The sequence below is a fragment of the Moraxella sp. genome (assembly GCF_030525845.1).
Lineage (GTDB): Bacteria > Pseudomonadota > Gammaproteobacteria > Pseudomonadales > Moraxellaceae > Moraxella.
This window is the reverse complement of the sequence record NZ_JAUNDY010000001.1, coordinates 49,314-56,538: the sequence shown is the minus strand read 5'-3', so window position 1 is coordinate 56,538 and position 7,225 is coordinate 49,314. Positions and strand designations below refer to the sequence as shown.

The 7,225-nt window shown below is 44.7% G+C and carries 7 protein-coding genes; 3 read left to right on the top strand and 4 right to left on the bottom strand.

The annotated features are described in order from the left end of the window. The 3 genes from Q4B79_RS00260 to truA all read left to right on the top strand — a co-directional run. On the top strand, positions 1 to 330 hold a 330-nt coding region (locus tag Q4B79_RS00260; RefSeq protein WP_303084416.1), incomplete at its 5' end, for a FimV/HubP family polar landmark protein. Between the two features lie 95 nt (positions 331 to 425). Continuing rightward, positions 426 to 1,409 (top strand): asparaginase domain-containing protein, encoded by a 984-nt coding sequence (locus tag Q4B79_RS00255; protein ID WP_303084415.1) that lies wholly within the window; start codon positions 426 to 428, stop codon positions 1,407 to 1,409. Between the two features lie 5 nt (positions 1,410 to 1,414). Then, positions 1,415 to 2,218 (top strand): tRNA pseudouridine(38-40) synthase TruA, encoded by an 804-nt coding sequence (truA, locus tag Q4B79_RS00250; protein ID WP_303084414.1) that lies wholly within the window; start codon positions 1,415 to 1,417, stop codon positions 2,216 to 2,218. A gap of 67 nt (positions 2,219 to 2,285) precedes the next feature. Here truA and Q4B79_RS00245 read toward each other — a convergent pair whose 3' ends face one another. The 4 genes from Q4B79_RS00245 to pdxA form a co-directional block, all read right to left on the bottom strand. After that, positions 2,286 to 2,525, bottom strand: a complete 240-nt coding sequence (locus tag Q4B79_RS00245; protein ID WP_303084413.1) for a PspC domain-containing protein — start codon at positions 2,523 to 2,525, stop codon at positions 2,286 to 2,288. A gap of 135 nt (positions 2,526 to 2,660) precedes the next feature. Further along, complete coding sequence (gene folD / locus Q4B79_RS00240) at positions 2,661 to 3,512, bottom strand: bifunctional methylenetetrahydrofolate dehydrogenase/methenyltetrahydrofolate cyclohydrolase FolD (protein WP_303084412.1); 852 nt, start codon at positions 3,510 to 3,512, stop codon at positions 2,661 to 2,663. 50 nt (positions 3,513 to 3,562) lie between these two features. Continuing rightward, positions 3,563 to 5,851 (bottom strand): ATP-dependent Clp protease ATP-binding subunit ClpA, encoded by a 2,289-nt coding sequence (gene clpA, locus Q4B79_RS00235; protein ID WP_303084411.1) that lies wholly within the window; start codon positions 5,849 to 5,851, stop codon positions 3,563 to 3,565. A gap of 204 nt (positions 5,852 to 6,055) precedes the next feature. Next, complete coding sequence (gene pdxA / locus Q4B79_RS00230; protein WP_303084410.1) at positions 6,056 to 7,129, bottom strand: 4-hydroxythreonine-4-phosphate dehydrogenase PdxA; 1,074 nt, start codon at positions 7,127 to 7,129, stop codon at positions 6,056 to 6,058. Positions 7,130 to 7,225 lie beyond the last annotated feature (96 nt).

The following is a 7,225-nucleotide window of genomic DNA, read 5'->3' as shown; positions in this document are numbered from 1 at the left end:
CCAAGCCTAGATTTGGGTAGTGATTTAGATTTTAATCTTGAACCACAAGCTCCTGCTGCGGCATCTGCTGCTGCGGTTGAGAGCAAGTTTGCCCAAGAACCCATCTCACAGCCAACGCCCATGTCTACCACCAAGCCAAGCATTGGTACACCCTCAGAATTACATTTTGTAGATGGTCTTGATAATACTGGTGTTACCCTAAATCTTGCCAAACGATACCTAGATCTTGGCGAGTATGATAGCGCCAAACGCCTACTCAATGAAGTTATTGAAGTGGGTAATTCCGACCAAAAACAAGAAGCCAAAGCACTCATTGCTCAACTTTCTTAATAAAACACAGAGACGGAGGACGCACCACGGTGCGTCTTTTGCTTTTTTGTAAAAAGCATGTTATGATTGAGCTTTATCAATTCCAACCATTATTTATGCCTCACACCTCATATCACTCAGACGACATTCATATTATTTATGCTGGTGGCACTTTTGGTAGTCATGGCTCGCCTCTATCACCCTTGCCTGCTGATGTTTTTTTGCCAACATTGGTTCAGTTGTTAAACACTCGTTTAAAAGACAAACCAGTTGTTTTACAAAATACTTGTATCAAAGACAGTAGTTCGCTAAATCCCAGTGATTTCGTACATTTTTTTAGCCTTATTAGCACCGCCCATCAACAAGGGGCAAGACGCTTTATCCTAATTACAGGCACCGATACGCTTAGTTTTTTGGCAAGTTTTTTGTCTTGTGCCTTCGCAAACGATGAATTATCGCTGGTTATCACAGGTAGTATGACCCCCCTACTTGTCAGTGACAACCCAATTCACCAAATTAATGATGATAGTGACGCATGGCATAATCTATCAGAAGCCATTGATGTTTGCAAAAACAGACAAGGCGTTTTTGTGCAGTTTTTTCATCAAACTTTTTGGGCAGATAACACCCAAAAAATCGACAGTCAAAACCCCAATGCCTTTTTTGGCACTTCTATTCACAGCCCAAAACCCATCTTACCCACCATCAACAAAAAACCCATTTCTTTTTTAAAATCACAAGCCACAAAGGCTCATATCCATAGCGTCTTTGTGCTACCCAATCACGCAGATAACTTAGCCAGTCAGCTTGCCAACATAAGCCATGATACTACTAAGGCGATAATCTTAATTGCCTTTGGGGCTGGCAATCTCCCAAAAACACAACGCATCATTGATGAATTAGAAAGATTGCACACCAATCATATCCCCATCGTCTGCACCACTATGTGTGCCTTTCATGGGGTTAGCGACACCTACGAAGCAGGTGCGTGGCAATACAAACATCATGTGTGGTCAGGTGGACAGCTTAGCATTCCTGCCATCTATGGGCGACTTTTATGGCTATATGCGAATGACGCATTGCACGCTGAGTTCTGGTGATTAAGATGAATATGCAAACATACGCCATCGGCATTGAGTTTATTGGTACACATTATAAGGGCTGGCAACGCCAACAAGAAGTGGACAGCATTCAAGGTAGGCTTGAAACTGCTTTTTCAAGGGTTGCCAATCACCCCATGGAAATCGTAGCCGCAGGTCGCACAGACGCTGGGGTTCACGCAGGCAACATGATTGCTCATTTTCACACACATGCCAATCGCACACCCCATCAATGGCTACGTGGCGTAAACACCCTTTTGCCTGATGACATCGCCCTACGCTGGATAACGCCCATGCCTGATGATTTTCATGCACGCTTTGGAGCAACAGCACGGCGATATCGCTATATCACCCTAAACCAACCCTACCGCCCTGCCATCTTACGCCATCAGGTAACACATTTTTATGAGAGATTGGATATTGATAAAATGACACAAGCGGTTCGCCATTTTTGTGGCACGCAAGATTTTAGCAGTTTTCGCTCATCACTTTGCCAATCAAATAAACCTGTACGTGACATTCATCACATACGCCTGTTCTCTCATGGCGCTTATCTGGTTTTGGACATTCAAGCAGATGGCTTTTTGCATCACATGGTGCGTAACATCATGGGGGCATTATTTGCGGTGGGTACAGGTCGCTTACATGGCGATGATTTGCCCCATCTTATTAAGCAAAAAAATCGTTCGCTACTACCGCCGACCGCTGACGCAGATGGACTGTATTTTATCAATGCTTATTACCCTCAAAAATTCCAAAAACTATTACCCAATGCTCCCTTGACGCCACTTTGGTTGGGTCTACCGTAAAGCATGGTCATTGGATTATGTTATCTAAAACAATGGCTGGGCTTGGAGCGTTTTAAAATCTCAGGCGTTATTGATAAATATACGACTCATCGGTCGCCTCAGGCATCACCATCCACATGACAAGATAAAACAAAATCCCACCAAATAAGGATACCGTTACCGTCAGCGGAATGGATAAAATAAACAACCAACGAAACAGAGCAGGCGACCAGCCCAAATATTCAGCAATGCCGCCAAACACGCCTGCAATCATGCGATGGCGTTTGGAGCGATGAAAACGAATGAGTTTTGGTTTGACATGAGACATAAGCACCTCCTAATCTTTATAAAGATATGGTGGCCATTTTGATAAAATCAATCAAGCATTACCAAATGTTACATTCGCTCATCAATAACTCACAAAAAAAAGGGTAAAAACTTACCCTTTTCACGTCAAACATACTTATCGATCAGCATCCAGCTCGCCTGCCTCTAAGGTCTGGCGAATGAGCGTGTTAATCGTCATCGGTCCTACGCCACCCGGTACAGGGGTGTAAAAACTGGCGATGTTTTCAATGCCGTCAAGCTCAATATCGCCTACACCCCCAGTTTCGGTGGGGTGAAATCCTGCGTCCACCACAACCGCCCCCTGCTTAATCCAATCTTTTTTGATAAGCTCAGGCACACCCACCGCTCCCACCACGATGTCAGCTTGGCGGACGTGGTCAGCAAGGTTTTGGGTTTTAGAGTGGCAAATGGTCACGGTGCAGTTGGCATTTAGGAGCATCATTGCCATAGGCTTGCCCAAAATGGCACTACGCCCCACCACAACAGCATGTTTGCCAGCTAGGGGGACATTATAATGGTTAAGTAAGTGCATGATGCCCTGTGGCGTTGCCGAGCCATAAGCTCTCTCGCCCATTGCCATACGTCCAAAGCCCAGACAAGTTACACCATCCACGTCTTTGGCTAGGTCAATCTCATCAAAGCACGCACGCTCATCAATCTGAGCAGGTACGGGGTGTTGGAGCAAAATGCCGTGTACGTCAGGATTGGCATTGAGTTCACGGATTTTGGCAAGCAGCTCATCGGTGGTGGTACTGGCGGGCATTTCCACACGAATGGACTCCATGCCCACTCGTTTACAGGCATTGCCTTTCATGCGGACATAGGTGGCAGACGCTGGGTCATCACCCACCAAAATGGTTGCCAAAATTGGTGTACGACCCGTTTTTTCTTTTAAGTTTAAAACTCGCTCTTTTAGCTCGTTTTCAACTTGGGAAGCGACTGCTTTGCCATCTAATACTTGCGCCATAATTTCTACCTTATTTGTAAAAAAACCAAATGACCAACGCCATCTCTTATTTATGCTGATTTTACCACATCAAAACGCAATTTTGATGAACTTTTATCATTATTTGCACATTTATCATCATCTAAACGCACCCTTACTACGCCACCCTCCGATAAATCGCCAAACAATATCAACTGAGCAAGCGGTTGTTTTAATTCATCGGTAATAAGCCTCGCCATCGGTCTTGCTCCCATGAGTTTATCATAACCTTTTTCGCCCAAATAAGCACGAACTTCATCATCTACTTCAAGAATGACATTTTTGTCCTCCAAGGTTTCTTGTAATTCAATGATGAATTTATCGACAACCTCGCCAATCACTTGTACAGACAGCGATGAGAATTGCACCACCGCATCTAAGCGGTTGCGAAACTCTGGGGTAAAAGCTCGTTTTATCGCCTCATGATTATCCGATGAGTGGTCTTGCTCCATAAAACCCATCGAGGCACGACTGATACTCTCTGCTCCCACGTTGGTGGTCATGATGAGAATGACTTGTTTAAATGAAGTGCTACGCCCGTTATTATCAGTCAAAGTACCGTTATCCATGACTTGAAGCAGTAGATTAAAGACATCGGGGTGAGCCTTTTCAATTTCATCAAGCAGTAGCACACAGTGGGGGTACTGATGGATTTTTTCGGTAAGTAGTCCCCCTTGATCATAACCCACATAACCAGGGGGAGCCCCAATGAGCCGTGATGCAGTATGAGCCTCCATGTACTCACTCATGTCAAATCGGACAAGCTCTATCCCCAGTGCAAAGGCAAGCTGACGAGCGATTTCAGTTTTACCTACGCCTGTTGGACCTGCAAACATGAACGAGCCAATGGGTTTGTTAGCAGATTTTAGTCCTGCACGAGCAAGTTTAATGCAATCGGATAATTTCTTGATGGCTTCATCTTGACCAAAGACCACATGCTTTAAATCTTGCTCTAAGTTTTTAAGCACCTTAATGTCATCACGGCTAACAGACTTGGGAGGAATGCGTGCGATTTTTGCCACCACCTCCTCAATCTGTGCCACGTCTACCACACCAATGACACCCTCATCCGCTTCGTTGGGCAATGATGTGTGTTTTAGGCGAAGTTTGGCACCTGCCTCATCAATGACATCAATGGCTTTATCAGGTAAAAAGCGGTCGTGAATGTGTCGTTTGGATAACTCCACCGCAGATTTGATGGCTTCATCGGTGTATTTGACGTGATGAAAACTCTCATAATGGCTTTTTAGCCCCTGCAAAATCCCAATGCTATCCTCAATACTCGGCTCAACAACATCAATCTTTTGAAAGCGTCTAGATAAAGCATGGTCTTTTTCAAAAATCTGACGATATTCTACAAACGTGGTTGAGCCAATACAGCGTAGCTCGCCATTTGCTAGTGCAGGTTTGATAAGGTTCGATACGTCCATGCTACTATTCATCGATGACCCCGCTCCGATAATGGTGTGAATCTCATCAATAAATAGCACGGCATTGGGCTGTTTTTTTAGGGCTTTTAATAAATCTTTAATGCGATTTTCAAAATCCCCCCGAAACTTCGTCCCTGCCACCAAAGAACCAATATCAAGGCTATAAATCACCGTCTCTGCTAGGGCTTTGGGGGCTTTACCACCCACAATCAGCCACGCCAGTCCCTCCGCAATGGCGGTTTTACCCACGCCTGCATCGCCCACGAGTAAGGGGTTATTTTTACGGCGACGGCACAACACTTGGGCGGTACGCTCTATCTCATCCACACGTCCGATGAGCGGGTCGGTCAGTCCGTTTTTGGCACGCTCGTTTAGGTTTTGGGTGAATTCTTTCAAAGGGTCTTTTTTAGTTGCTCTTTTTTTGACATCATGCTCGCTGGCGGTATCCTCCTCCAACTCGCTTTGCACCTGTCCATGCGACAAATACCGCATGACCGACAAACCTGACACACCCTGAGCCTTCAATAGTGCTACCGATTGCGTGTCTCGCTCCTTAAAAATCGCCACAAGCACGTCCACCCCTGACACCTCACGTCCTTGTCCACTGGTCTGCACCTGCCAGATGGCTCTTTGTAGCACACGCTGATACGCCTTTGTCATCATCAAAGAGGTGTTTTTGTCATTAAGCTTAGGCACATAAACTTCTAAATACCGCTTCAATTCTCTATCCAAAAACTCCAAATCCACCCCACACGCCACCAAAACCTCATGAGCCTCTGGGTCAGAGAGTAGTCCCAACAACAGATGTTCTACCGTCAGATATTCATGTTTTTGTTCTTTGGCAAAATTCTCTATGCGTTGCCGAGTATCTACAAATGTCTGATTAAACATAAAATTTATTCCACGCTAAATAATAAACTAGACGTGCCAACCGTCGGTATTTGTAATTAAGATGCGATAAATCGCAGTATTTTGAAAAAAAACTTACCGCTAAAATTTGGCACAAAAAATCAAAAGTTGGTTATTTTAAGCAAAATGGCTAACGCACCACCAAATTACAATTTATACCGTCAATATTTACACAATTTACACGCCCTAAGCTGACCGCCTCATCATCTGATTTGCCATCAAAATCGCACAACGCAAACTGCGACTGTCTGCCAGCGTCGTCCCAGCCAAATCAAGTGCCGTACCATGATCGACTGACGTGCGAACATAGGGTAAGCCCAGCGTAATATTTACCGTATCGCCAAAACCGTGTGATTTTAGGGGGGCAAGCCCTTGGTCGTGATACATGGCGATGATGGCATCTGCCACTCGCAAATATTTATCAGTAAACAATGTATCGGCTGGCATGGCAAGACTGATGTCCATGCCCTCATCACGAAATCCTTGCAAAACAGGATTGATGATGTGCATTTCTTCATTGCCCAAATGACCGCCTTCGCCTGCATGGGGATTTAGTCCACACACCAAGATTTTGGGATTTTTGATGCCAAACTTCGCCACCATCTGTGCATGCGTAATAGCAACCGTTTGATGAACTTCGTGGGCAGTGATGGCGTTTGACACTTCTTTTAACGGCAAATGCGTGGTAACAAGAGCCACTCTCATTTTATCATTGGCAAGCATCATCACCACCTTATCCACGCCTGCCTTGCACATAAAATATTCGGTATGACCGCTAAATTTATCGCCATTATCTAACGTAACACCGCCATCTATCATCACGGATTTTTGAAGTGGTGCTGTAACAATCGCCCCCACCCAAGCGGTGCTGGCAAGATGATGAGCTACGTCAAGTTGAGCTTGTACCATGCCAGCATTAGCAACATTTAGCACGCCTGCAACCACAGGTTCATCACAAGGAATGTGCAACAGATAATGTGTAGACAATGGTTTGTTTTTGATTAATTTTTCCAAATCAATATTCTGATACTCCCAATCCCCATTATCTAGCACGGTTAATAAATCCATGACATTGCTTGCATTCATGCCGTTTTGACACAGTTGATTTATCCGCTCGGCAAAGGCAACTTTATCGGCACAAATAACAAGTGGCGTGGTTAAACCATGAGCATGATGAGTCAGCACATCAATGACAATGTCCATGCCAATGCCCGCAGGCTCGCCTGTGGTAACAAGAATGGGTTTTAAATGAGTGTTCATGACTGTGGAAAACTTGTGTATAAGATAAGGTGTTATTTTACCGATTAATTAAGATTTTAAAAAGCACAATTTGTCGCTTTATGGTAAAATCTGCGT